The sequence below is a fragment of the Pseudomonas sp. 2822-15 genome, from assembly GCF_002742515.1.
GTDB lineage: Bacteria > Pseudomonadota > Gammaproteobacteria > Pseudomonadales > Pseudomonadaceae > Aquipseudomonas > Aquipseudomonas salomonii.
This window is the reverse complement of the sequence record NZ_LJRY01000213.1, coordinates 32,504-54,436: the sequence shown is the minus strand read 5'-3', so window position 1 is coordinate 54,436 and position 21,933 is coordinate 32,504. Positions and strand designations below refer to the sequence as shown.

General features: G+C 59.5%; 24 protein-coding genes and 1 pseudogene. 9 read left to right on the top strand and 16 right to left on the bottom strand.

Going from position 1 to position 21,933, the window contains the following annotated elements; translation table 11 throughout:
- The 4 genes and pseudogenes from AOA59_RS25630 to AOA59_RS25620 all read left to right on the top strand — a co-directional run.
- Positions 1-569: pseudogene (locus AOA59_RS25630) on the top strand (RHS repeat-associated core domain-containing protein); the annotation flags it as partial.
- Complete coding sequence (locus AOA59_RS25625) at positions 566-898, top strand: hypothetical protein (protein WP_099489534.1); 333 nt, start codon at positions 566-568, stop codon at positions 896-898. The pseudogene AOA59_RS25630 and the gene AOA59_RS25625, both read left to right, overlap by 4 nt.
- A gap of 217 nt (positions 899-1,115) precedes the next feature.
- On the top strand, positions 1,116-1,268 hold the full coding sequence (locus tag AOA59_RS32450; protein ID WP_158235263.1) for a hypothetical protein: 153 nt from the start codon (positions 1,116-1,118) through the stop codon (positions 1,266-1,268).
- A gap of 2 nt (positions 1,269-1,270) precedes the next feature.
- On the top strand, positions 1,271-1,486 hold the full coding sequence (locus AOA59_RS25620) for a hypothetical protein (protein WP_099489533.1): 216 nt from the start codon (positions 1,271-1,273) through the stop codon (positions 1,484-1,486).
- A gap of 56 nt (positions 1,487-1,542) precedes the next feature.
- Here AOA59_RS25620 and AOA59_RS25615 read toward each other — a convergent pair whose 3' ends face one another.
- The 8 genes from AOA59_RS25615 to AOA59_RS25580 form a co-directional block, all read right to left on the bottom strand.
- Positions 1,543-3,075 carry a sodium:solute symporter gene (locus AOA59_RS25615; RefSeq protein ID WP_099489532.1) on the bottom strand — a complete coding sequence of 511 codons (1,533 nt, stop codon included), beginning with the start codon at positions 3,073-3,075 and terminating at the stop codon, positions 1,543-1,545.
- On the bottom strand, positions 3,075-3,326 hold the full coding sequence (locus AOA59_RS25610; RefSeq protein WP_065931763.1) for a hypothetical protein: 252 nt from the start codon (positions 3,324-3,326) through the stop codon (positions 3,075-3,077). The genes AOA59_RS25615 and AOA59_RS25610 overlap by 1 nt, the downstream gene beginning before the upstream one ends.
- Before the next feature lie 133 nt (positions 3,327-3,459).
- The gene (locus AOA59_RS25605) at positions 3,460-4,395 is read right to left on the bottom strand and encodes a choline kinase family protein (RefSeq protein WP_099489531.1); all 936 of its coding nucleotides are present in this window, start codon (positions 4,393-4,395) and stop codon (positions 3,460-3,462) included.
- Entirely contained in the window at positions 4,392-5,348 is a 957-nt protein-coding gene (locus AOA59_RS25600) for an aminoglycoside phosphotransferase family protein (RefSeq protein ID WP_099489530.1), read from the bottom strand. The genes AOA59_RS25605 and AOA59_RS25600 overlap by 4 nt, the downstream gene beginning before the upstream one ends.
- Before the next feature lie 8 nt (positions 5,349-5,356).
- Positions 5,357-6,637, bottom strand: a complete 1,281-nt coding sequence (locus tag AOA59_RS25595) for a Zn-dependent hydrolase (protein ID WP_099489529.1) — start codon at positions 6,635-6,637, stop codon at positions 5,357-5,359.
- Positions 6,615-7,373 (bottom strand): DeoR/GlpR family DNA-binding transcription regulator, encoded by a 759-nt coding sequence (locus tag AOA59_RS25590; protein WP_099489528.1) that lies wholly within the window; start codon positions 7,371-7,373, stop codon positions 6,615-6,617. Before AOA59_RS25590 ends, AOA59_RS25595 begins: the two co-directional genes overlap by 23 nt.
- 221 nt (positions 7,374-7,594) lie before the next feature.
- On the bottom strand, positions 7,595-8,995 hold the full coding sequence (locus tag AOA59_RS25585; protein ID WP_178076295.1) for an amidase: 1,401 nt from the start codon (positions 8,993-8,995) through the stop codon (positions 7,595-7,597).
- 131 nt (positions 8,996-9,126) lie between these two features.
- Complete coding sequence (locus AOA59_RS25580) at positions 9,127-9,564, bottom strand: DUF3995 domain-containing protein (RefSeq protein ID WP_058421820.1); 438 nt, start codon at positions 9,562-9,564, stop codon at positions 9,127-9,129.
- Positions 9,565-9,656: 92 nt separating this feature from the next.
- Between AOA59_RS25580 and AOA59_RS25575 the strand changes: the two genes are divergently transcribed.
- Entirely contained in the window at positions 9,657-10,046 is a 390-nt protein-coding gene (locus tag AOA59_RS25575; RefSeq protein WP_069785718.1) for a DUF2946 domain-containing protein, read from the top strand.
- 94 nt (positions 10,047-10,140) lie between these two features.
- The gene (locus AOA59_RS25570; RefSeq protein WP_099489526.1) at positions 10,141-12,267 is read left to right on the top strand and encodes a TonB-dependent siderophore receptor; all 2,127 of its coding nucleotides are present in this window, start codon (positions 10,141-10,143) and stop codon (positions 12,265-12,267) included.
- A 142-nt stretch (positions 12,268-12,409) separates the two neighbouring features.
- On the opposite strand, the gene AOA59_RS25560 is transcribed toward AOA59_RS25570, so the two are convergent.
- Both AOA59_RS25560 and AOA59_RS25555 read right to left on the bottom strand, forming a co-directional pair.
- Positions 12,410-13,429, bottom strand: a complete 1,020-nt coding sequence (locus AOA59_RS25560; RefSeq protein WP_099489525.1) for an ABC transporter substrate-binding protein — start codon at positions 13,427-13,429, stop codon at positions 12,410-12,412.
- Positions 13,430-13,561: 132 nt separating this feature from the next.
- The gene (locus tag AOA59_RS25555; protein WP_050547738.1) at positions 13,562-14,011 is read right to left on the bottom strand and encodes a hypothetical protein; all 450 of its coding nucleotides are present in this window, start codon (positions 14,009-14,011) and stop codon (positions 13,562-13,564) included.
- Positions 14,012-14,419: 408 nt separating this feature from the next.
- On the opposite strand from AOA59_RS25555, the gene AOA59_RS25550 reads away from it, so the two are divergent.
- The 3 genes from AOA59_RS25550 to AOA59_RS25540 all read left to right on the top strand — a co-directional run bounded on the left by AOA59_RS25550 (position 14,420) and on the right by AOA59_RS25540 (position 15,364).
- Positions 14,420-14,683 carry a hypothetical protein gene (locus tag AOA59_RS25550; RefSeq protein ID WP_065931770.1) on the top strand — a complete coding sequence of 88 codons (264 nt, stop codon included), beginning with the start codon at positions 14,420-14,422 and terminating at the stop codon, positions 14,681-14,683.
- Positions 14,684-14,819: 136 nt separating this feature from the next.
- The gene (locus AOA59_RS25545; RefSeq protein WP_099489524.1) at positions 14,820-15,050 is read left to right on the top strand and encodes a hypothetical protein; all 231 of its coding nucleotides are present in this window, start codon (positions 14,820-14,822) and stop codon (positions 15,048-15,050) included.
- A gap of 77 nt (positions 15,051-15,127) precedes the next feature.
- Entirely contained in the window at positions 15,128-15,364 is a 237-nt protein-coding gene (locus AOA59_RS25540) for a DUF2789 domain-containing protein (RefSeq protein ID WP_065931772.1), read from the top strand.
- A 6-nt stretch (positions 15,365-15,370) separates the two neighbouring features.
- On the opposite strand, the gene AOA59_RS25535 is transcribed toward AOA59_RS25540, so the two are convergent.
- The 6 genes from AOA59_RS25535 to AOA59_RS25510 form a co-directional block, all read right to left on the bottom strand.
- The gene (locus AOA59_RS25535; RefSeq protein ID WP_017136429.1) at positions 15,371-15,574 is read right to left on the bottom strand and encodes a hypothetical protein; all 204 of its coding nucleotides are present in this window, start codon (positions 15,572-15,574) and stop codon (positions 15,371-15,373) included.
- 114 nt (positions 15,575-15,688) lie between these two features.
- The gene (locus AOA59_RS25530; protein ID WP_371919089.1) at positions 15,689-16,921 is read right to left on the bottom strand and encodes a methyl-accepting chemotaxis protein; all 1,233 of its coding nucleotides are present in this window, start codon (positions 16,919-16,921) and stop codon (positions 15,689-15,691) included.
- A 544-nt stretch (positions 16,922-17,465) separates the two neighbouring features.
- Positions 17,466-17,870, bottom strand: coding sequence for a TraR/DksA C4-type zinc finger protein (locus AOA59_RS25525; RefSeq protein ID WP_003191666.1), 405 nt, complete (start codon positions 17,868-17,870; stop codon positions 17,466-17,468).
- 424 nt (positions 17,871-18,294) lie between these two features.
- Entirely contained in the window at positions 18,295-19,317 is a 1,023-nt protein-coding gene (locus AOA59_RS25520; protein ID WP_026013640.1) for an ABC transporter permease, read from the bottom strand.
- A 31-nt stretch (positions 19,318-19,348) separates the two neighbouring features.
- Positions 19,349-20,902 (bottom strand): sugar ABC transporter ATP-binding protein, encoded by a 1,554-nt coding sequence (locus AOA59_RS25515; RefSeq protein WP_065931774.1) that lies wholly within the window; start codon positions 20,900-20,902, stop codon positions 19,349-19,351.
- Between the two features lie 65 nt (positions 20,903-20,967).
- Complete coding sequence (locus AOA59_RS25510; protein ID WP_065931775.1) at positions 20,968-21,897, bottom strand: sugar ABC transporter substrate-binding protein; 930 nt, start codon at positions 21,895-21,897, stop codon at positions 20,968-20,970.
- Between the last annotated feature and the right edge of the window lie 36 nt (positions 21,898-21,933).

Sequence of the window (21,933 nt, the reverse complement as noted above, 5' to 3'; positions counted from 1 at the left end):
TACAACCGCCATCGCTACTACAATCCAGATATTGGTCGCTACCTGACGCCGGATCCGGTGAAGCTGGCGGGTGGGATCAACGCATACAAGTATGTGCCAAACCGACAGGGTGGGTTGATCCGCTGGGGCTAAATACTTGCCCGGGCGCAGGCAACTGTGACCCAGTTGTTGCAGCTAACGATCCACCTAAGTCCGCCAAAACAGACGAGGGAGATGTTGAACTACCCCAAGCAAGGGGCGCACAACGATCGGCCAAATACTCAGGCAACTGGAAAACGGCCGATCTAAATGAAAACATCATCAAGTTTGCGGGCTCAAACCCAGTTATTACTACGACGAGCAAAGGTAAAAAAATATATAAAAACCCATCTGATGGTATTGAAATAGTAGAAGATTTGAGTGGTGGATACTTTAGAATACACGATCCTTCACTCACGGGATCAAGACGCTATCTCAGCCTGGAAGGCATAGTACCAAACAACAAATTATCCCCTTCAGGAAAGCAAATGGGCAGAACACAGAGTGAATACAACGAAGCCACTCACTTCAACAAGGGCATAGAAAAATGAAACTTATCTGCACCCCTTTGACTACAGAAGCGATGATTCTATTAGACACAGACGACTGCCCAACTTCCTTATTAGCAAATTGCCCTCTGACCTATACAGAATATAAGCAGTTAATGGAATCAGGAGTTATCGAAAAAATCAACACATCACTTGGAAAAATGATCGACGACTATGAAGACGAAAGCATCAATACCAATGAAGACCTAAAAAAATCATTATATATACTAGAACATCATTCAATACCCGAAAACCAAGAACTGGCAAGAAAAATAATCAAACTCAACAAGCTGGCTATTGACAAAAATACCGGACTGTATTTCTTTTTTTAAACCATAGAAGATATTGACACGGGAAGCAGCACAATTAAGCTGTGAGCAGAGCCGCTAACAGCTTTAGCTTAACGACGAAATCATTTTATCGTAACTGCAAGCGACTAAAGTGCTAACCATATATAGTCGATACCGAAAACAAGAAATCGACTCATTGCGAAAAAACTCAAACAAAAAGCGGCAGGCTCCACTCGCGAAAAACAAAATGAAAATAGTAGTGACCGATACATTTTCCTATCTGAACGTATTGCACGTAAAATCCCATTCTTCCTTCGGAGATGGCACTGCACTGTGGGGTGATATTGCGCCAAAAATCGGTGAAATTATCGACGTTGAGTTTGATTTTGAGGAGGTTTCTCATGGAATATAAACGTGAAGCCAACCGCTGAAAAGTCTCCAAAAATCAAAATGGAGGACCGCCTCATCCAAATAACCGCCGAACTGGTCCAAGCTGACGAAGACGGATGTGCAGCATTAAAACTCGGCGATTCAATAATCCTAATTGAGTTGGATGGCCCCCTATCGCAGAAATCAGGATTTGTTGAACTCAGCGCTACCGCAATTCAAATTTACCCAACACATATTTGAGTCCACATAAGTTACACGCTCAAACCGGGGCCACTCACCGCAGCCCCGATCCATTTTCAACTCATAACCGGCGCAGCCCCCACCTGCACCCCACGCCCACTCGCCGCCATCTCAAACAACCCCTCCACGCGCGCTTGCTCCACCGCGCTCGGCTTGATCACCAGCGCACACACCACAAAAATCGCAGCATTCACCACCAGCCCCACAATCCCGCTGGTCAACGAACCTAGTGCGGGGATGTCATCCGGGTACAGTGTGGTCAGCACAATCGCCACCACGATCCCCGCCAACATGCCGGCAATCGCGCCCTGTTTGTTGCCCCGGCGACTGAAGATGCCGAAGAACAGTGGCACAGCCAGTTGAATGATGCCTTGGTAGGAGATCTGCGCCAGTAATTGCAGGCGGGAATAATCGAAGGTCAGATAGGCGAGCACCGAGGCGGCGACGATAAACACCACCATGCCGGCCTTGGCCAGTACGGTGAGTTGGCGGTCGGTGCGTGGGGTGTTCCAGGTGGCCAGGTCGTTGGCGAATTGGGTGCCGCAGACTTGTACGCAGCCGTCGACGTGGCCGATGCTGGCGGCCAGTACGATGACGATGGCCAGCGCCAGCAACCAGGGCCCGCCGATGTCGAACAGCGAGAGGAACCAGCCTTGTTGCGGGTGGGCCAGCACGTTGGGGTCCTGGCTGATCGCGGCGGCGAACAGCATAAGGATGCCGTAGAAGCCGCCCACCAGCAGCATGGTGTACAGCGTGCCCTTTTTCACCGCGCGCACGCCGCTGGCGGTGTAGATGCGCTGGAAGCTCATCGGCCAGCACATCGAGCCGATCACGCCGGTGAAGATCAGGCTGAACATGTACATCGGGCCATAACCGCTGCCGGTGGCGCCGGGGATTTGCAGCATTTTTTCCGGCAATTGCGCGAGGTTGGAAAACGCGGCCTGATCGCCGAACAATAGGAACACGCAGACGCCGGCGCACACCACGTAGGCGATAAGGCCCTGGAACATGTCGGTCATGATCAACCCGCGCATGCCCATGCTCACGGTCCAGTATTGGCGGATCAGTACCACCGCCACGCCTGCGAACAGGCAGGTGGTGACGCCCCAGCGGCCAAAGCTGGCGAACTGGAACAGCATCGCCAGGGCCTGGATGCCCATCACCACCCAGGGAAACACCGAGATGATGCCGATGATCGAGGCCACCCGTTTTACCGCCGGGCTGCCGAAGCGCATGCCCAGCAGGTCCGGCTGGGTGCGCAGGTTGAAGCGTTTGCCCCAGGTCCAGGCGCGGCTGGCCATCAGGTACATCGCGGTCACGCCCAGGGTCGCATAGACCATGCCATAGAAACCCAGGGCGCCGCCGACGCTCAGGGCAAAAAACGCGGTGAAGGTCGAGCCCGGCCACCAGGAGTTGGTGTAGCACATGGCGATATACCACGGCCCATAGGAGCGCCCGCCAACGGCGTAATCGGAAAAACTGGTGCTTTCGCGGTTGGTGGCATAGAGCACGGCGATCATCCCGGCCAGGAACAGGCCGATCACACCGAAGGTAATCAACAAGTGGGCATCGCTGCTGGTGCTGATCATCACACGCCCTCCTCGTCAGGAATGTCACCGGCCTTGAGTTCGGCCAGATACAACCCCCACACCCCAAGGGCTGCGAGTACGGCAATGGCGATCCAATAGAAGATCGGCAGCGGGATGCCCACCACCAAGGCGCGGCTGCCACTCACGCTCAAGTAAAACGGCGGGAATAACGCCAGCATCAACAACAGGAAAAAGTAGCCGCCGAAGATCTGGTTTCTCAGGCGTGCAGGTGACGCGCTTGCAGGTTTCATGATGGAGGGTGCTCCTTGAATTTCTGGATCGGTTTGTTGTGTGATCAATCAAAAAATCAAGCAGTGAAACGTCAGCGCAAACCAGCGCCAAAAGAGCTACAGGGTGACGCGTCGTTATTGTGCTGGCGCAGGCTCAGGCCTGTCTTAGCCAGGTTTCCCATTGCGAATCATTGATCACGCTACGGGCGCGCATATGCTTCCAGGCACCGTATTTATAGAAGTCGAAATCCAGCTGCGACACCGCGTGCTGGACCATCGCCCAGGTCGACCATTTGATGTCGGCCAGGGCCTTGTGCAATTTGATCCGCGCCAGGCGTTGCGGGGTGACCTGGCCGAAATAGTCTTCGATCAGCGCCAGTTCCATCTCGTCGGTGAAGAACATCTCGCCAAACCACAGCGCCAGTTCGTAATGGCGGTCGTTGTTGGAAGCGTATTCAAAATCCACCAGGCGGATCTGGCGCCGGTCATTGAGCATGAAATTGCCCGCCAGCGTGTCGTTCATGCACGGCGCCAGGTCGATGCCCGACGCTTGCAACGCGCCACGCGCGCGGTCGCACTGGCGGCGCAGCCAGGCGTCATCACTGGGCGTGCAGCCGTGCAGTTCTTCGACCTGGCGCTGATGCTCGGCAATCATGTCGAACACGGTTTTGGTCTGGCACAGCGGCGACTGGTCGTTGAACGCTTTCAGCGCATGCAGGGCGTTATGGCGTACATCGCGGTCGAGAAAGTCCTGATTCGAAGAGGCCCGCCAGCCTTCCATGAACTCGAAGACCTCAACACCCAACTCTTCGAGGAAGGCAAACACCGGCGCGCCATAGCCGGTTTGCGCGGCCTTGACGCTGGCGTCATGGGCGGTGCGCCGGTCGATAAACATCTCGGTGCCGGCACCAGGTACTTTGAAGAAGTAGGCGGTGTCGAGCCCGCTGACCTCGACCCGCCAGTTGCTGTTGGAGATCCCGCCGCTGACCGGCTCGTAACGAATGCCCGAACCGCCCCAATCGCGCACGCCGCGCACGGCGGCCTCCAATTGGCATTCCTGAGGCGTACAGGCCTCACCCATTGCTTTCATGCCTGCCCCTCCTGTACCTGCCGTAACCAACTTTCAAATCGCGGGTCTTGCAAGCTTTGCCGGCAACGCAGCAAGGTCCACTGCCCCACCTTGGAAAACTCCAAAGGCCGCGTCGAAGTCGCGCCGACCCACAAGCCCCACAGCGACCAGTACCAATCATTGATCAGCGCGTAGAGGCGGCAGCGGGCGTAATCGCACTCGCGACACTCACCGGCCCACGCCTTGATGCCGTCACGCCACTGGCTTTCGAAGGCATACAACTCGTTGAGGCTGAGGGCCACGTCGTACCAGGGGTCAAAGCAGCCCGCGTAGTCGAAGTCGATCAATTGCAGCGCGCCGCCGGGGCCGATCATCACATTGCTCGCCAGCCCATCACCGTGCAAGGGCACGCAGTTGCCGGGGTTCAATTGCAGCGCGGTCCAGGCCAGATCGATGCAGGTTTCAATCCACCCATGATCAGCGGGCAAGCCCACACCGTCGCGGCTGCACAGCTCACGCAGGCGCTGGATATCCTGCAGCGGCGAGCGGTTGAAGCCCGGTGAAGTGCCGACGTGCAACTGCCGCTTCAAGGCCCACAGCGCTTGCAGGCGCTGGGGTTGCAGCAACTCATCGAGCCGTGCCCAACGCCATTCGTGGGCCGGCAAGGCATCCAGCAGCAACACACCCGCAGCTGCGTCCACCAGGCGCACGCCGGGGGTTACGTCACAGTCAGCCGCCAGTTGGGTGGCGCGGCCGGTGCGCTCGATGTCGATCAGCGCACGCATGTCGTCGTGCAGCACTTTGGCGTAGCACCGGCCCCAGGGCGCCGTGAGGTGAAAGCCGGTCCACTCGGTGGCCAGGCGTATCGGCGAGGCGATACCGGCCGTGCCGTCCGTGACCTCGACATGGGCGGACAGGCCGGCGGACTCCAGGGCACCCATCAGGCGCGACAGTGCATCAGTACGGTTGGACATGGCGTCCCTCACCGGTAAGCGTTGGGGGAAGTACAGGCGCAATGCAGCAGCGCCGTCAGCATCTGCAGGCCGGTGCGCATGTCGCGGTCGTGGGTGAACTCCGCCTCGTTATGGGACACGCCGTTGCTGCTCGGAATGAACAACAGGCACGCCGGGTAATGCCGGCCGAGGCTGATGGCGTCGTGGCCGGAAACCGTGACGCTGTTGCCGACGGCCAGCCCCAGCTGTTGACCGACACCGTAGGCCAATTCGGCAAAACCAGGGTGCAACGCGATCGGCGCACGCAGGGCTCGGCTTTCGACTTCGTAAGTGGTGGCGGTCGAGGCGGCGACGGCCTTGAGGCTGGCATCCAGCCGATAACCGGCAACCGCCAGCAATGCCGTGTCCGGCGAGCGGTATTCCACATGCAAGGTGACGCGCGACGGCACCACGTTCGGCGAGTTGGGGTAAATTTCCAGGCGCCCTACCGAACTGTGAAACTGCAACCCGTGCACGTCCGCTTCGGCGCGCACGGTGGTTATCGCATGCGCCGCCGCGAGCAAGGCATCTTTGCGGGCGGCCATCGGGGTTGGGCCGGTGTGGTTCTGTTCGCCGTCGAAACGGATACGCTGCTTGAGCGCCGCCCAGGTTTCACGCACTACGCCGATATCCAGGCCTTGGCTTTCGAGGCCATCGCTTTGTTCAACGTGGATTTCCACGTAACCGGCCACCTTCAATTCAACCAGGCCGTCGCCCAGATAGCCGATCGCTTGCAGCGCATCCTTGAGGCGAATGCCGTCGCCGTCGCGGCATTCCCAGGCGTCGTGCAGCGCCAGGTCGCCGGTAAACACACTGCTGCCGATCAGGCTGGGTTGAAAGCGCGCGCCTTCTTCGTTGGTCCAGTTGACCACCGCCAGGTTGCACGCCGGGGTTTCGCCGCGCGCGTGCAGTTGGCGCGCCAGGCTGGCGACGGCCACTGCGCCGGCCAACACCCCATAGATACCGTCGAACCGCCCTGCGCTGGGCTGGCTGTCCAAGTGTGAGCCGCACAGCACATAGGGAGCGTCCGGGTTGAAGGTGATCAGCCCGAACAGATTGCCGATGGCGTCTACCCGCACTTCGAAACCGCGTTCGCGCAGCCACGCACTGAACAGGTCACGCACCGCGCCGTCTTCGGCCGACGCGGCCAGGCGATGCAAGCCACCTGCCGGTGTCGCGCCGATGGCCGAGCTGTCGCGAAACAGCGTCTCGAACGCCTCGATGTCCGCCTCACTGGGAGACAGCCACTCAGGGGTAAAGGATGTCGACATGGGCGTGCTCCAGGCAGGTCGCAAACTCCGCGGACGGAGGGCGATTGGTGACCAAAGTGGTGATGGCGCTGAACGGCAGTGTGTTGATGAACGTGCGATGGCCGAACTTGGCGTCGTCCGCGAGGATGACGCTGCGCAGGCAGTGCTGGGTCAGGGTGCGGCGCAGCAGCGCCTCGGGCTCCTGGTAGTCCATGAAGCCCAACTGCAGGTCCACCGCGCCGATGCCCATGAAGGCAATGTCGTAGTGAAACTGGCGGACGAATTCCAGGGTGTGGGCGCCGATCAGCGCGTTGTCATTACGGCGCACATCGCCGGGCACCACCAGCACCTGGTTACTGCTTTGCTGGGTGATCAACTGCGCGATGTCCAGCGAGTTGGTGATGATGCGCAGTTGGCTGAAACCGATCAATTGCTGGGCCAGGGCCAAGGTCGAGGTGCCGGTATCGAGAAACAGCACCATGCCCTCGCTAACCAATTTGGCAGCACAGACAGCCATGCGCGTCTTGGCCTGGGCCTTGATGCGGGTGCGCACTTGCAGCGGTTGTTCTTCGTTAAGCCTGGGCAGGATCGCGCCGCCATGGATGCGGCGCAACTTGCCGGACTCTTCCAGGTATTTGAAGTCGCGGCGAATGGTTTCTTCGCTGACAAACAGTGCTTGCGCCAGGTCCGACGCCTTGACGCGCTGATGTTGGGTGAGCATGAGCATGATTTCGTCGAGACGTGGCTGATTGAGCATAAAGGGTGCATTCCAAGGCAAATTCGAGCCGCCAGTATCGCGCGCCTTGCGCCCGCCACGGTACGCGGCATGCACCGGTCCGGCGGGGGGCGTAGGACGATTGAAGGCGGTTGATCGGGTCACGGGTACCTCTCACTCATCAAGGTGTGAAAGGGCAGAAACACTACAAAAGGATCTGTCCAGGGCAGGCTTCTAACGAGCCGGCTCCACGGGTAATCAGGTCAGGACAACAAAGGAGGCAGGTGCTGATCCCAAGGCGCAATGGCCTCCACTGCAGCGCAGAACTGCAACACCTGGGCGTCGGCAAAGCGCGGGCCGACCACTTGCAACCCAATCGGCAAGCCGCTCGGGCTGAAGCCGCAAGGCAAGCTGGCGGCGGGGTTGCCGGTGATATTGAACGGGTAGGTAAAAGGCGTCCAACGTGCCCAGGGCACCGCGCCGTCTGCGCCCGGCCAGCCGTCGGGCGCCACCTGGTCGGCGGCGAACGGCAGGGTTGGCAGCGTCGGCAGTAGCAACACGTCGTAATCGTTAAACAGCGCGTGCACCTGGTTGGCGAACTGCGCCCGCTGCTGCACGGCCTTGAGGTAGGCACCGAGGTCGTACTCGCCCGCGCGCTGGATCAACGCGGCAAAGCCTGGGTCCAGTTGGTCGAGGCGATCGGCCAGGGCTTTGCCGTAAGCAATACCGCGCCCGCCGACCCACAGGGTTTCGAACGTGGCGAGCGGGTCCTGCCAGTCCACTTCCAGGGTGGTCACGGTGACCGGCAAACGTTCCGCCAGGTTGTACACGGCGGCCTCGACGCTAGCGGCGATGACCGGGTCGACCGGGGTGTTGAACAATGTCGGGCAATACGCCACCCGCAGCGGCCCCAGTGGCTGGTCGCAGCGTGCCAGGCAGGATTCGGTCAAGGCCGGCAAAGCCTGGTGATCCAGCGGGTCTGGCCCGGAAAGAATGTCGAATAATAAGGCGCTGTCGCGCACCGTGCGCGTGATCGGCCCGGCATGGCTGAGCATTTCGGTGGCCGACCATGGCCAGGTCGGAATGCGGCCCAAGGAGCCCTTCATCGCGAACGCTGCGCAGAACGCGGCCGGAATGCGCACCGACCCACCACCGTCGGAACCCAGTGTGCCCGGCACCATGCGTGCCGCCACGGCAATCGCCGAGCCGGAGCTGGAACCACCGCTGGTGAGCTGTGGGTTCCAGGGATTGCGGCCGTTGCCGAACACACGCGAGGTACTGGCGCCGGTCCAGCCGAATTCAGTGGTGGCGGTTTTGCCGAGGATGATTGCACCGGCGTCCTTGAGGCGGCGAATAATCGGCGCATCCTGGCTGGGCACATGCTCAAGGCCGGTCAACGAGCCTCGGGTGGTGCGCAGGCCGGCGGTGGAAAACAGGTCCTTTATCCCAAAAGGCACGCCATGCAGCGGGCCACGCAACTGCCCTGCCCTGGCCTCTTCGGTCAGCACTTGCGCTTGCGCCAATGCCGAGTCGGCGTACACGTCGCCAAACGCATTGAGTGTGGGATTGTGGGTTTCGATTGCGTGCAGGCTTTGCTTGACCAGGTGTACCGCAGACAGCGTGCCCGCCCGAATGGCCTCGGCAGCGTCAATCACAGTGGGCATCAAGAGGTCTGTGTTCATTGAGTATCCTGGGCCGTCTGCACATGAGTCCGGTGGGTACATCAATAAACGCCCACGCCTGGTGGCGTGTCAAGTGAGTTTTGTTGAGTATGTGGTTTTTGTGTGTTTTGTTATCAATTCCACGCCACGATCAACAAACCCGCACCCAATACCAGGCACAGGGGTGAGTAGAAGTAGGTATCCAAACGGGCAAATCTGGACCCGCTCACCTTCTTGAAAAAGCCCACCAGTTCCGAATCGCCAATTGCCCTCGCGAACATCACCAAGGCAATCGCACTGATGCCCCATTGCAGAGCGCCGTGGGACACCGGCGAAAAATACAACCCGGCCCGCAGGCACACCAGCAACGCAATCGCCACCAAGCCCAGCGCCACCAGAAACGTGCCCAACGCCGACGGTTTGAACGCCGGCCGTGGCCCCTGGGCGAACTCGCCGGGCAATTCGGGGATGGCGGCCAGGCTGCCGAGCTTGCCGCCGGCGGCCCAGTACAGATGCACCATGCTGATGCAGGTAAAAATCGCGACGATCCAGCGTGCGACGAAAAAGCTCATGGCAGGCGCTCCCTTAAATGTGCGAATGAGGATAGTCGGCCTGAGATTTTTTGTAGGCATTTCGTCGGCGGCTGATGGTAAAGTGCCGCCCCATGAAAATCGCCCGTGCCGACCGCTCACTCATTGCCTGGATGCTGTATTGCTGCGTCCTGTTCAATGTGTTCGCGTGCAGTATTGGTCATGGGCAGATGCTGGGCATGCAGCTCAACGGCATCGGCGGCCAGTTCTGTACGGTCGACCCGCGCACCCAGGCGCCTGCGCAGAACACCTCCACCGACGAGAACCTGCCGACGCTGTCCAAAGCGTTCGGCTGCCCACTGTGCTCGACCGGCGGCATGGGCCCGGCACTCAGTTCCAGCCTCAATATAGCGGTGTTGCCGCAACCCCACGCGCCACCGCCGGCGGTGGTGCTTGCCGCTGATATTCCTGCCCGCTTCACCTGGCCCACGGCCAACCCGCGCGCGCCTCCCGCTTTCGCCTGATCCCTGCGCTTTTCGATCTGCACCAGCCACCGTTCCCTTTAGGACTACGGAGCGCTGTGCGTTGTTTTCAAGCCAAGATTTTCAGGATTCAACCATGAAACATTTACCCTTGTTGGCGGGCCTGTTCGGCTGCCTGCCGGTCTGTGCCTGGGCGCTTGAGCTGGCCCCCACCACCATTGATGGCGAACAAACCCGCGAACCGGGCCTGGCCCTGGACCAATCCAGCGGCACGGCATCACGCCTGGGTTTAAGCCTGCGCGAAACCCCGGCGTCGGTGGCCATTGCCAACCGCAATGACATTGAGCGCCATGGCGCCAAGACCTTCCGCGATGCGGCCAACACCTTGCCCGGCGTCAACGCCAGTGCGCCGCCGGGGTTTGGCGGGTTTGTGTCCTATCGTGGTTTTACCAGCAGCCAGATCACCCAGATGTTCAACGGTATCAACGTCGCCACCGGCCTGGCGCGACCGGTGGATGCGTGGATCTATGACCGAGTGGAGCTGGTCGGGGGTCCGTCCTCCCTGATCAACGGCGCCGGCTCCGTGGGTGGCTCGCTCAACTACGTGACCAAGCTGGCCACCCGTGAGGAGCAAGCCGCCGAAGGCCAGCTCAGCTATGGCAGCTACGACACTGCCGGCATGGCCTTTGGCCTCAACCACGCCCTGACCGAACCCGGCGCCGAGGTGCAGCACTACGCCCGCCTGGATGTAAGCCGCAACACCAACCACAGCTACATCGACCGCGACCAGCGAGATGCCTGGAGCCTGGCATTTTCCTTGCTCAGCGATCTCACCCCCAACCTGTCCCACACCCTGGCCCTGGAATACCAGGATGAACATGAAGACAGCCCGTATTGGGGCACGCCGGTGCTCAACCCCAAGGCTGGCGAGCTGAAAATCGACAAGCACAACCGCTTCAACAACTACAACGTCGCCGACGGTCGTTACGAGCAACGCACGATCTGGATGCGTTCGATCATCGACTACCGGATCAACGACAGCACCACACTGAAAAACACCCTGTATCACCTGGACAGCCAGCGCGACTACCGCAACCTGGAAACCTACCAATACAACGCCGACAACAGCGCGGTGAACCGCTCGACCGCCTACCAGGTGCGCCATCAGGGCGAGCAGCACGGCAACCAGTTCGAGCTGCGCCATGACGACAGCGTGTTCGGCCTGTCGACCACCTGGTCCGGTGGCTTCGAGTACAAGGTCAACAGCACCACCAATAACCCGTTGAATGTGCCGGGCAACAGCACGGTGGACCCGAACGCCTACAACCCAGGGCACTTCTACGACATTCCGGGCACCAAGCCAGGTTTTATCAAAGACAAGACCAACGAGGTCACCACCAAAGCCCTGTTTGTGGAAAACCGCCTGGGCCTCACCGATAAACTCTCGCTGCTCACGGGCCTGCGTTACGACGCCATCGACCTGGATGTGACTAACCATCGCGTAGTCACCGCCACCAACCCACGGCACTTCGAGCGCAGCTGGGAACCGGTCACCGGCCGCGTGGGCCTGACGTATCAGTTCATCCCGTCGGCCAATGTGTATGTGCAATACAGCACCGCGGCCGAGCAGCCTTCCACCACCACTCAAGTGTTCGACGTGTCGACCGGCAAACAGTGGGAAGTCGGCAGCAAGTTCGACTACCTCGACGGGCGCGGTTCGGCCACCGTCGCCGCCTACAGGATCGAGCGCAAGGACTTTGCCGTCACCGACCCGCTGGACCCGAACAACAGCATCCCGGTGGGTGCACAGACCTCCAAGGGCATCGAGCTGGCCAGCTCGTTACGCATCACGCCACGGCTGCTGGCCGAAGGCAACGTTGCTTGGGTGGACGCCGAGTACGATGACTTCAACGAGAAAATCGCCAGCGGCGCGGTGGTGTCGCGCAAGGGCAATACGCCCACCAACGTGCCCAAGCGTGTGGGCAACCTGTGGCTGACGTATGATTTTGCCGAGGACTGGCAAGGCGGTGTGGATGCGCGGTATGTGGCCCAGGTGTATGCCGATAATGCCAACACCCAGACGGTGCCGGCCTATACGCTGTTCGGCACGTTCCTGCGTTACAAGGTGGATTCACATACCTCGGTGACCGGGCGGGTGCGTAACCTGACCAATGAGGTGTATGCCGAGTTTGCGCATGTGTCGCCGGCTTACTATTTGGGCTCGCCGAGGACGTTTGAGTTGGTCGTACAAACCCGATTCTAAACCTGCAATGCAATAAAAAATGTGGGAGCGGGCTTGCTCGCGAATGCGGTGTGTCAGTCACTGGATAGATTGACTGAACCACCGCATTCGCGAGCAAGCCCGCTCCCACATTTGGATCTTTATACGATAGAAAGAGCTGCGGTTACTTCAGGCTCGCCTCAACCTTCTGCGCCACCTCCGGCGTCAACCACGCCTTCCACACTTCAGGATGTTCCTTGAGGAACACCTGCGCCACCTCACGCGGTGCCGTGTGATTTTCACTCATCGCCGCCAAGGCTTTATTCAACGGCTCGATCGGGAACTGCACCTTGGTAAAGAACTCGGCAATCTGCGGCTGCGCCTGCTGGAACGGTGTCGACACGCCGATGCTCAGCTTGGACGCCAACGAGCGGGTCGGCCGTGGGTTAGGGTTGTCTGCATCGGTCAGGGTCTTCCAGGCATCGGCGTCAAATGGCGGTTCTTCCAGCTGGATCAACTTGTAGCGGCCCATCAAGGGTGTTGGCGACCAGTAGTAGAACAGCACCGGCTTGCCCCGGCGAATCGACGACGCAATCTCCGCATCCAGCGCCGCACCCGAGCCGCTGCGGAAGTTCACATAGCTGTCGTTCAAGCCATAAGCCTTGAGCTTCTGCGCATTGACCACTTCCGAGGTCCAGCCGATCGGGCTGTTGAGAAAGCGCCCTTTGCCGGGCGACTCCGGGTCTTTGAACACGTCCTTGTAACGCGCCAGGTCCTGCACGGTCTTGAGGTCCGGCGCCAGCGGCTTGAGGCCTTTGGCCGGGTCGCCCTTGACCACGTATTCCGGCACCCACCAACCTTCGGTGGCGCCCTTGACCGTATCACCCAGGCCGATGACTTTGCCTTCGGCTTCGGCCTTGATCCACACCGGGCTGCGGCCGGCCCATTCTTCGCCGATCACCTGGATGTCATTTTTCGCCAGCGCGGTTTCCAGGGTGATGGTGGTACCGGGCAACGTATCGGTGGGCAGGTCATAGCCCTTTTCGACGATAAAGCGCAGCACCTCGGTGATCAGGCTGCCGCTTTCCCAGTTCAGGTCGGCAAAGTGCACCGGCGTTTGCGCAGCCGATACCGGCCACGACAGACTCATGGTCGTCAGCGCCGCAGCCGCAGCCGCAACCACCCGGGTTCTCAATCCTTTCATGCCTTTGCACCTCGCATTTTCACAGCCATAGCGGGCGGCTTTGCTGCGGATGCGCGAAGCCTCTGAATAGTTAAGTCAACTCAACTGTAGTAGAGGTTCCGGGAGAGCAAGAATACACGTGGCGTTTAGCAGTTACTCACTGGCCTTGAACGTCACCAGTTCACCCTTGCGCCATTTGGCGGCCTTGCCGGTCACGGCCTTGAGGGTTTTGGTCAAGCCTTCCTGCAACTGTTCATTGGCGGCGAACACCAGCATCACGCTGTGGCCTTCCTTGAACACGATGCCCTGGCCTTCGGTCGACGAAACAAAGGCGTAATCGCCCAAGCCATACACCGTCAACTTGATGTCGCGAAACTTCAATTCGAACTTGCCGCCTTCACGGCTAGGCAACACGGCGGCACGAAAATGGTCACCGACCTTGAGTTCCAGGCGCGGCTTGTCATCCACGACCAGCGCCGATTCGGTATCGATCTCGGCGATGTAAATGCCTTCCGGCGTCTGTTCAGTGATGTAAACGAAACGGGATTGAAACTGCTTGACCAACTTTGCGCGCAAATCACCCAGCACGAATAACGCGTGCATATCCAGATTACTGACTGCCAAGGAAACGCCCCCACATCAAAAAAGGCACTGACCGCCGGAGCGGGCAGCACAAAAAAACGGCCGTTACGGCTCGATCACACATTCGTAAAAAGCTGAAGAAAACCTGCCGCCACGCCATAAGACTAGTACAGAGATGCACGATGGACCTTATGCAAGGTCATCAGGCGACACAGCAAATCACAGGTTCAGCCGCCCGAGAACTCGGACCGACCCACTTCAGAGAATAACCCGGTTAAAAAACGCGATTTCCGACAGCCTACACATTACATAACACCCGGAATGGAACCAGGCATCGGCTGCCAACGACAATACTAAAACAGCAACCCGGTTCAAAACCACTCGAAACGCTGCTGGCAAGTCCACAAGATCGATCGACAGGAGCTGAGCATGCAACCACGTCAACACGCCGTTATGTCGTCCCGCACTCGTTCATCATGTCCCGACGAGCGCCAATACTACTGCTTACATAACCCCAACGGGTACTCCAATTGCGTTCTTTACCAAGTAGTACCGGCCGGGCGCAATTTCTTTCATATCCTGGAAGTGACCAGCGGCAGGATCAAAGGCTTTCGCAGCACGCACTCGAAGGCCTGTGAATTGGCCAAACAGCTCGAAGCCAGCCTGAATGCAATTCACGGCGCGATGGTTTAGTCACCCGCGTGACTTTACTGCGCCGCCGCCCTTCAACTACTGCCATACTGACCCGCCCATTGAAATGTGTCCCTTGCGGGTCGCAATTCATCAGTGCAGTGACCTTGATGCAGTTAACTTGAAGGGAAGGCAATACGTGACGGAATTTGATATTGGCGAATTTTTCATCCATGGCGATGCGCGGGAAGTAGACGGTGAGTTTCAAGCGGTGATCATTATGCGAGCCAAACCACCGTTGACCGCGGTCACCACGCATCAGGTCGAAAAAGATCGTTGGTTCAAAACCGCCGACGCTGCGGCCCTTGCCGGCAAAGATGCCGCCAAGGCGCTGAAGTCCGCCGTGGATTCAGGTGCACTCAATTCCTGACCTGTGTAAATCCTGAACTCTGTCGCGTCCAAGGCCTCACATGCACAACATCCCTCACCTTGCATGGAGATCCCACCATGGACGCGCCAATCCCAACGCTTGAAACCCTGTTTGAACAACTCGGCCTGGACTCGACACCCGAGGCCATCGACGCGTTTATCGTCGCGCATCCGCTGCCTGAAGACGTGAAACTGATCGACGCACCCTTCTGGTCGCCACAACAGGCGGCGTTTCTCAAGGAAGAACTGCGCGACGACGCCGAATGGGCAATTGCGGTGGATGAGCTGAACCAGCGCCTGCACCAGCCCCAATAACACGCCTCAATGCAGGCTGTCTGACTGTTCCAGGTGCATCAGCGCCTGCCAGGCAGCCCTGCACTCCTCGGCTTCACTGCGGCTGGCGAATGCCGTGCCGCGTTGCTCGCCGTTGAGCAACACCACCCAGCAGGCTTTTTGGCCCAGCGCACGCAGGGTTTCGGGAACACCGCTGCCGATCATTACGGCGACATCGACCTTGTTTTGCATGGAGCTTCTCCGCCACATTAGTTAGCTACCTAACAATATTGGCCATGCTACGGTTTTATTCACGTTGGAAAAAGCTATCCCCGGAATAGCTCCATTGCATAAACAGTAACAATCCTAATGCCCAGCCTTGGCCCCTTCCGGTTTATAGCCCAGGCGCAAGCCACCCCAATGCCGCCCCTTGACCATGATCGGCACCGACAAATCGTGCATCAGTTCCCCGGTGTCGCGGGTGTAGGTCTGCAACAGCACCGCTTGCTGATGGCTGCCGCAACGAATGCCGGTACGGTCGTCAAACTTGCGTTTGGTACGGTTCTGCACGGCGTCAACCTGTGCATCGCCGGTCAGGGCGTGGGAGAACGCCTTGTTATGCGTGGGCACATAGCCCTGCGGTGTGCAGGCAATCGCGAACACCAGCCCCTCATGACGCGGCAGCAATGCCTCCTGGATCGCCGGCAGCACTTGGTCGGTATAGCCATCAAAGCGCGTGTGGTATTTGCTCGGTTGGGTGTTGGGGATGGGGGTGTAGCTGCGGTCGAACAGGTCTTCCAGGCTGATGCGGTTTTGCAGGATGTCAGCCTCGAATTGTGCACCAATACGGCTCGCCCCTTCACGGGCCAGGTCGTAGATGCGCTGGTGATAGTCATCCAGCCCGACTTCAGCCAGGCGTTCACTGATGGTTTCGGCCTGCCCTTCCATCTGCACCGCGACCTCGGCCAGTTGCCGCGTCTGCTGGTCGCTCACCGATAGATCGCTGCGCATCTGCTCGACCGCGTGAAACAGGCTGTCGAGTTGCGCGCGGTTGGTGTCGGTGCCTTGGGCGATCTCGTTGACCTGCCCTTCTACGTCGGCGGCCAGGCTGGCGATATTTTCCAGTTGCTCACCCGCCTGCTCCACCTGCTCAACGCCGATGTGCAAGTCGGCGGACAGTTGACGAATCTGCTCCACCACCTGTGCGGTGCGTTGTTGAATATCGGCGACCATCACACCGACCTCATCCGTCGCCGTGGCCGTACGCCCGGCCAGGCCACGCACTTCATCGGCCACTACGGCAAAGCCGCGCCCGTGCTCACCGGCGCGCGCCGCTTCAATGGCGGCGTTCAGCGCGAGCAAGTTAGTCTGGCTGGCAATGGACTGGATCACCAGGGTCACACGCTGGATCTCTTCACTGCGCTGGCTCAGCGCTTCGATCAACTCTCGGCTGGCATTGGCGCGCAGGCGCAGTTGGTGCATGCGGGTGATCGATTGGGCCAACACTTCGCGCCCTTCCGTGCTGCGCTGGTGCGCCTGGCTGGCCGCGCCCAAGGCCTGCCGGCTGAGTTCAGAGGTGACTTGCTCGGTGTCGATCATCACTTCGGCGCTGCTGACAATTTGCCTGGCGGCGCCTAATTGCGATTGCACGCGCGCGGCCAGTTGCTTGACCGAATAGGCCACGCCGGCAGCGGAAAGCGCGTTATGACTGGTGGTGTAGGAAAGATCGCGAGTCAGCTCACCCAGTGCATCAATCGCCAGGGGCGGCGCGACACCCGGCACTCGGGCTTTGAGCGCAGGCAGCCAGATCACCAGCAAAGCCAGTGGCAGGCACAGGTACAGCGGCAAACCGGCAAACGAGAGGCCCAGCAAAACCAGCACCAGCGCGGTGCTCTGCATAAGCGGCGTCAGCCAGCCGGGCAGCACACGCACCACCGATTGCGGTGGCGCTGCTGCGCCCATCAGAGATCCGTCTCCAGCCATCGTCGTCACCCCACTGTTTGTCGTTATTGTTGCTGCATTAAACGCCACTATAGAGCCATTATCCATGGGCCTTTCGTGGGGGGCTTGCAGCAGATCAATAGACAGGGGCGTAACGGGTGTTTCTTCGGGCATCACAGCTGCGATGCCCGACTTCAGCGGATTAGGCCTGGCGCTGGTGCTTATCGATCTGCTCATGGCGCTCTTGCGCTTCGATGCAGTACTTGGTGGTCGGGCTGATCAGCAAGCGCTTGAGGCCGATAGGCTCGCCGCTGTCATCGCACCAGCCAAAAGAATCTTCCTTGATGCGTTCCAGGGCACGCTCAAGCTGCGGCAGCATGCGCTGGTCGCGGTCGATGGCGTTTACCAGCCAGGTGCGCTCTTCTTCCACAGAGGCAGCGTCAGCCGGGTCCGCGGGGGTGTCCAGGCTTTCGATGGCGATGCGGTTCTGCTCAATGCGCTCGTGGTGTTCCACTTTCATGTCTTGCAGCAACTTCTCGAAAAAAGCGTGCTGTTCGGCATTCATGTAGTCATCCGCCGGCATGGCCAGCAACTTTTCCTTTGTCATTGATTTCTCTATAAAAAATACGTGCATTAAGGCGAATAAGGGAGCGTTCCGGCAGACCTTCGCAGGCCTCGGAAAGGCGCCGTCCATTTCAAGCGCCACCCGGCACTCAATTTACGAGGGGCGGCAGTCTAAGGCCGACTTGAGGGCTCAGCAACTGAAAAGACAGGCAATTTTTCCCAATTAACCCCCAAAGGCACCAGGACGGGCTTGGCGAACGGTTATCGGAGTGCGTTTATAGCAAGAAATTCAGTGTTGTGGAGCTATATAGAAGACAAACGGTTAGAACTGATGGTGGTAAGTGGGAATACACCCATCAGGTTCACTGAAGATCCAGTGGGGCTGCTGCGCAGCCCAACGCAGGGCAAGCCTGCTCGCCACAACAAGCCAGCTCCCACATTGGATGGGTGTTGCCCGTAACTCGGTATCAGCGCTTGAGCTTGCGCTTGTTGCGGTACTGGTCGATCACCACCGCAATCACGATGATCAAGCCCTTGATGATGTCCTGGATATACGCATCCACCCCCACAAAGGTAAACCCGCTGGCCATCACCCCGAGGATCAGCGCGCCGATCACGGTGCCGGTGATGCGCCCTACCCCGCCTGCCAGGCTGGTGCCGCCGATCACGGCCGCCGCAATCGCATCCAGCTCATAGGACATGCCCATGCCGGCCTGGCCGGTGGCAGCCCGTGCCGAGGCCACCACACCGGCCAGGCCCGCCAGCAGACCGGCGATGCTGTAGACGATGATCAGGTGACGCTTGACGTTGATGCCCGAGGTGCGCGCCGCCTGCATGTTGCCGCCGATGGCGTAGGTGTACTTGCCATATTTGGTGTAGCGCAGGGCGATATGGAAGATCACCGCCACCACCAGGAAGATAATCACCGGCATCGCACCATGGCCGATGGCCGTGTACGAATCCGAGAGCATGCTCACCGGCTGGCCTTCGGTGTAGTAGCGCGCCAGGCCACGGGCCGAGACCATCATGCCCAGGGTCGCAATAAACGGCGGAATGCCGGTCACTGCGATGATACTGCCGTTGATTGCCCCCGCCAGCAGCCCGACACCCAGGCCCATGGCCACCGGAATCCACACCGGCAAGTCGGTCAGGCTGGGAAACACTGCCCGGGAAAAGTCCGAGGTTTGCGCCAGGCTGGCGGCGATCATCGCCGATAACGCCAACACCGAGCCGGACGACAGGTCGATACCGGTGGTGATGATCACCTGGGTCACGCCAATCGCCAGCAGGCCGATGATCGACACTTGCAGAATCATCAGCACCAGACGCTGGGAGTTCATCAGGAAGCTCTGGTCGCGTACGATCCAGCCGAACAGTTCAAACACCAGGCCGATGCCGATCAACACCAGGAAGATACTCAGCTCGGTGGGTAAACGCCGACGGTGCTTGACCGGTGCCGTGGCAGGCTTGTTGTCTGTTATTGCGTTCATAGCCAATCACCTTCTTATTCTGTGCGGTTCGTCAGTGGACTACGGTCATACCGGAAGCCAGCTGCATGACTTTTTCCTGGGTCGCATCGGCGCGGTCCAGGGTGCCCATCAGTTCGCCTTCGTGCATCACCATCACCCGGTCGCTCATGCCCAGCACTTCCGGCAGCTCCGAGGAAATCATGATCACCGCCATGCCTTCGCTGGCGAGGAAGGAAATCAAGCGATAGATCTCGGCCTTGGCGCCCACGTCGATGCCACGGGTCGGCTCGTCGAGGATCAGCAGGCGCGGGTTGGTCATCAGCCAGCGCGCCAACAAGGCTTTTTGCTGGTTGCCGCCGGACAGGGTGTCGATGCACTGCTCCAGTGACGGGGTTTTCACCCGCAGCTTCTTGCACATGTCTTCGCACAGCGCGCGCAGGGCTTTCTGCTGGATAAAACCGTTACCCGAGTAATGCGGCAATACGGCCATCTCCATGTTCTCCAGCACCGACAGGCACGGGAACAGGCCACTGAGCTTGCGGTCCTCGGTCAACAGCGCAAAACCTTTCTCGATGGCCATGTGCGGGTCGGTGATGCGCACCGCTTTGCCGTCAAGGGTGATCTGGCCGCTGGAACTTGGCGTGATGCCGAAAATGGTCTCCGCCACGTTGGTACGCCCCGAGCCCATCAACCCGGCGATGCCGAGAATTTCACCGGCATGCAGGTCGAACGATACGTCCTTGAACACGCCGTCCAGGCTCAAGTCGCGCACCGACAAGAGCAAATCGCCGATGGGCGTCTCGCGCACCGGGAACAACTGGCTCAGTTCGCGACCGACCATCATCGAAATCAGGCTGTCGCTGTTCATGCTGTCGGCACGCTGCAGGCCGATGTACTGGCCGTCGCGGAACACCGCCACTTCGTCGGCGATGGCAAACACTTCGTTCATTTTGTGCGTGATGTAGACGATGCCTTTGCCCTGGGACTTGAGGTCGGCAATGATCGAAAACAGGTGGGCCACTTCCTTTTCGGTAATGGCTGAAGTCGGTTCATCCATGATCAGGATGTCGGAGTCGTAGGACACCGCCTTGGCAATCTCGACCATCTGCCGCTCGGCGATGCTGAGGTTGCCGACCTGTTCTTCCGGGTCCAGGTTGATGCGCAAACGGGCCAGTAACTCGGCGGTGCAGCGGTGCATTTCGCGGTGGTTGACCATGTGCAGGCTATTGAGCTGCTCGCGGCCGATCCAGATGTTCTCGGCGATGCTCATGTGCGGCATCAGGTTGAGTTCCTGGTGGATCATCGCGATCCCGGCCTTCTGCGCCGCCAGCGGTGTTTCAAACACAATCGGTTTGCCGCGCAGGCGGATTTCACCGGCGTCGGGCTGGTAGATGCCGGCGATGATTTTCATCAACGTCGACTTGCCCGCACCGTTCTCGCCCATCAGCGCCAGCACCGAGCCCGGGCGCACGCGCAGTTGCACATCGGCCAGGGCCACGACGCCGGGAAAGCCTTTGCTGATGTTGACGATTTCCAGCAGGTAGGGTTCTTCCGGCAGCGCGGGCTGGAGGCCGGGGGGCTGCGAGACAGTGGCTTGAGCGAGCATAGAAAAGTACCTCGACTGCAGGGCGACCGTGGCCGCCCTGCCGGCTTATTGTTGTTGTGTGCGGGCTACTTGAAGTCTTTGACGTTGTCCGGCGTGATCAGCTGGAACGGGATCACCACGTTCTGCTCGATGGGCTCGTTTTTAGCCATCTTGCGCGCGGTTTCCACCGACTTGTCGGCCTGGCCTTTGGCGTCCTGGAAGGCCGACACGGTCATGTCGCCCTTGGTGATCGCATTGAGGCCGTCCGGCGTGCCGTCGACACCGGCGATCAGCACGCCTTTTTTGCCCGCCGACTTCAGCGCCATGGATGCACCAATGGCCATCTCGTCATTGTTGGCCAGTACCGCGTCAAAATCGCGGCCCTGGGTCAGCCAGTCGTTGACCAGGGTCATGCCCTTGTCACGCAACCAGATGCCGGTCTGTTCCTGCTCGATCTTGATGCCCGGGTACTTGGTCAACACTTCCTTCACGCCCTTGGTGCGGTTGGTAGTGGAGTTGTTCGCCAAGTCGCCCAACAGAATCACAATGTTGCCCTTGCCGCCGAGTTTTTCGGCGATGTATTGCATCTGCAGTTTGCCGGCCTCGACGTCATCGGACACCACTGCTGCCACGCCTGGGGCCAGAGTCGGGCTATCCGGGCGGCGGTTGACGAACACCAGCGGGATTTTCGCCGCGGTGGCGGCCTTGATGATGTTGGCGGTCGATGCGGTGTCCACCGGGTTGACGATAATCGCGTCGACCTTCTGGCTGATGAAGTTCTCGACCTGGCTCAGTTGCTTGACCACGTCGGCGCGCGCATCTTCAAACTGCAATTGCACACCATCGCCCTTGGGATAGGACTTGGCTTGCTTGTCCATGTCCTCACGCAGATAGGTCAGGAAGGTGTCATCAAAGGCGGACATGGTCACGCCAATTTTGAGGTCGGCGGCCGAGGCAAAACCACTGGCCAGCAACATGGACAGGGCCAGCGCGGTAAAACGGATCGGGGTCTTCATGAACGGTCTGTCTCCACTTTCTTGTTGGTTTTTTGG

Coding starts and splice junctions, on each gene's coding strand:
- AOA59_RS25625 (WP_099489534.1), top strand. CDS start 566: ATGAAACTTATCTGCACCCCTTTGACTACAGAAGCGATGATTCTATTA.
- AOA59_RS25615 (WP_099489532.1), bottom strand. CDS start 3,075: ATGATCAGCACCAGCAGCGATGCCCACTTGTTGATTACCTTCGGTGTG.
- AOA59_RS25610 (WP_065931763.1), bottom strand. CDS start 3,326: ATGAAACCTGCAAGCGCGTCACCTGCACGCCTGAGAAACCAGATCTTC.
- AOA59_RS25605 (WP_099489531.1), bottom strand. CDS start 4,395: ATGAAAGCAATGGGTGAGGCCTGTACGCCTCAGGAATGCCAATTGGAG.
- AOA59_RS25600 (WP_099489530.1), bottom strand. CDS start 5,348: ATGTCCAACCGTACTGATGCACTGTCGCGCCTGATGGGTGCCCTGGAG.
- AOA59_RS25595 (WP_099489529.1), bottom strand. CDS start 6,637: ATGTCGACATCCTTTACCCCTGAGTGGCTGTCTCCCAGTGAGGCGGAC.
- AOA59_RS25590 (WP_099489528.1), bottom strand. CDS start 7,373: ATGCTCAATCAGCCACGTCTCGACGAAATCATGCTCATGCTCACCCAA.
- AOA59_RS25585 (WP_178076295.1), bottom strand. CDS start 8,995: ATGCCCACTGTGATTGACGCTGCCGAGGCCATTCGGGCGGGCACGCTG.
- AOA59_RS25580 (WP_058421820.1), bottom strand. CDS start 9,564: ATGAGCTTTTTCGTCGCACGCTGGATCGTCGCGATTTTTACCTGCATC.
- AOA59_RS25575 (WP_069785718.1), top strand. CDS start 9,657: ATGAAAATCGCCCGTGCCGACCGCTCACTCATTGCCTGGATGCTGTAT.
- AOA59_RS25570 (WP_099489526.1), top strand. CDS start 10,141: ATGAAACATTTACCCTTGTTGGCGGGCCTGTTCGGCTGCCTGCCGGTC.
- AOA59_RS25560 (WP_099489525.1), bottom strand. CDS start 13,429: ATGAAAGGATTGAGAACCCGGGTGGTTGCGGCTGCGGCTGCGGCGCTG.
- AOA59_RS25555 (WP_050547738.1), bottom strand. CDS start 14,011: ATGCACGCGTTATTCGTGCTGGGTGATTTGCGCGCAAAGTTGGTCAAG.
- AOA59_RS25550 (WP_065931770.1), top strand. CDS start 14,420: ATGCAACCACGTCAACACGCCGTTATGTCGTCCCGCACTCGTTCATCA.
- AOA59_RS25540 (WP_065931772.1), top strand. CDS start 15,128: ATGGACGCGCCAATCCCAACGCTTGAAACCCTGTTTGAACAACTCGGC.
- AOA59_RS25535 (WP_017136429.1), bottom strand. CDS start 15,574: ATGCAAAACAAGGTCGATGTCGCCGTAATGATCGGCAGCGGTGTTCCC.
- AOA59_RS25530 (WP_371919089.1), bottom strand. CDS start 16,921: ATGATCGACACCGAGCAAGTCACCTCTGAACTCAGCCGGCAGGCCTTG.
- AOA59_RS25525 (WP_003191666.1), bottom strand. CDS start 17,870: ATGACAAAGGAAAAGTTGCTGGCCATGCCGGCGGATGACTACATGAAT.
- AOA59_RS25520 (WP_026013640.1), bottom strand. CDS start 19,317: ATGAACGCAATAACAGACAACAAGCCTGCCACGGCACCGGTCAAGCAC.
- AOA59_RS25515 (WP_065931774.1), bottom strand. CDS start 20,902: ATGCTCGCTCAAGCCACTGTCTCGCAGCCCCCCGGCCTCCAGCCCGCG.
- AOA59_RS25510 (WP_065931775.1), bottom strand. CDS start 21,897: ATGAAGACCCCGATCCGTTTTACCGCGCTGGCCCTGTCCATGTTGCTG.